General features: G+C 73.9%; 2 protein-coding genes and 1 pseudogene. 2 read left to right on the forward strand and 1 reads right to left on the reverse strand.

The window, feature by feature from the left end; all coding sequences use genetic code 11:
* Positions 1–261: pseudogene (locus tag DW309_RS00075) on the forward strand (SGNH/GDSL hydrolase family protein); the annotation flags it as partial.
* Here DW309_RS00075 and DW309_RS00080 read toward each other — a convergent pair.
* Entirely contained in the window at positions 233–769 is a 537-nt protein-coding gene (locus DW309_RS00080; protein WP_136033413.1) for a VOC family protein, read from the reverse strand. The pseudogene DW309_RS00075 and the gene DW309_RS00080 sit on opposite strands and share 29 nt — an antisense overlap.
* A 95-nt stretch (positions 770–864) precedes the next feature.
* On the opposite strand from DW309_RS00080, the gene DW309_RS00085 reads away from it, so the two are divergent.
* Positions 865–1,158, forward strand: a 294-nt coding sequence (locus tag DW309_RS00085; protein WP_342590354.1) for a DUF6597 domain-containing transcriptional factor, incomplete at its 3' end; no start/stop codon positions are given.

The following is a 1,158-nucleotide window of genomic DNA, read 5'->3' on the forward strand; positions in this document are numbered from 1 at the left end:
CCGCTGCGCCGCATCGCCTCGAGCCTGTCGCGTCGGCTCGCCGCCGTGCAGGCGGAGGCGGCCCGCCGCGCGGGGGCCGAGCCGGTCGATCTGCGCCGCGCCGTGGGGCCGCTGTTCTTCGACGAGCCGGAGGCGATGTTCAGCCTCGACCGGTTTCACCCGAGCCCGCTCGGCTACCGGCGCACCGCGGAGGCGCTGCTCCCCGCCGTGCAGCGGGCGACCGTCGTCGCGCTCAGCTCGCGTCGGCCTGCCCCGCGCTGAACGACGCCGCCCATTCGGCGACGCGGCGCGCGCTCTCCTCGTCCGAGAGGTCTTCGACCCTGGTCATGATCGACCATCGCACGCCGAAGGGGTCGCGGATGCTGGCGAAGCGGTCGCCCGACACGAAGTGCATCGCGGGCTCGCGCACGGTGGCACCGGCGGCCACGGCGCGCTCGACCACGGCATCGACGTCGGGCACGTAGAGGCCGAGGGAATAGCAGGCGTCGTCGCCGGCGGGCGGCGGCACGAGGTGGTAGTCGGGACTGGGCTCGCCCAGTTGCAGTCGACCGGTGCCGAAGTCGAGGTCGGCGTGGGCCACGACGTCGCCGAACTCGGTCACGTCGATCACGCGGGCTCCGAACACGTCGCGGTAGAACGCGAGCGCACCGGCGGCGTCGGGGATCGCGAGGAACGGGGTGAGCGAGGTCACGCCGTGCGGGCGGCCGTCGGTCGTGTGCGCACCGGTCACGCCGGTGACGGGCAGGTCTGCGGGTGTCTGATCGGTCATGTCGCCACGGTAGATCGTGCGGCGCGCCGGGCGCTTGAAGATGCGCGACACGGGCGCCACGGCGTCGCGTCGGCGGTGCCCCCTACGCTGAGCGCATGGTGAATCCGACCAGGGGTGTGCTGTATCCCGCGCGATTGCCGCAGTTCCACCGCCTGCCCGCTCCGCCCGAGGTCCGGCACCTCGTGGCGTGGTTCTGGATCCCGGAGTGGGACATCGAGCCCGGACGCTCCTCCCGGCAGGAGGTGGTGTCGTATCCGGCGCTCAACCTCGTGGTCGAGCCCGACGCCGTGACGCTGTCCGGCGCGACCACCCGCCTGTTCCACCGCGACCTGAGCGGGCGCGGCTGGGCCGTCGGCGCCCTCCTGCGTCCGGCCGCGGTGCCCGCGCTC

This window comes from Microbacterium sp. K41, from assembly GCF_004794395.1.
Classification (GTDB): domain Bacteria; phylum Actinomycetota; class Actinomycetes; order Actinomycetales; family Microbacteriaceae; genus Microbacterium; species Microbacterium sufflavum.

What these genes read in the sequence shown, in the direction of transcription:
- DW309_RS00080 (WP_136033413.1), bottom strand. Translation starts at nt 769, where the DNA reads ATGACCGATCAGACACCCGCAGACCTGCCCGTCACCGGCGTGACCGGT.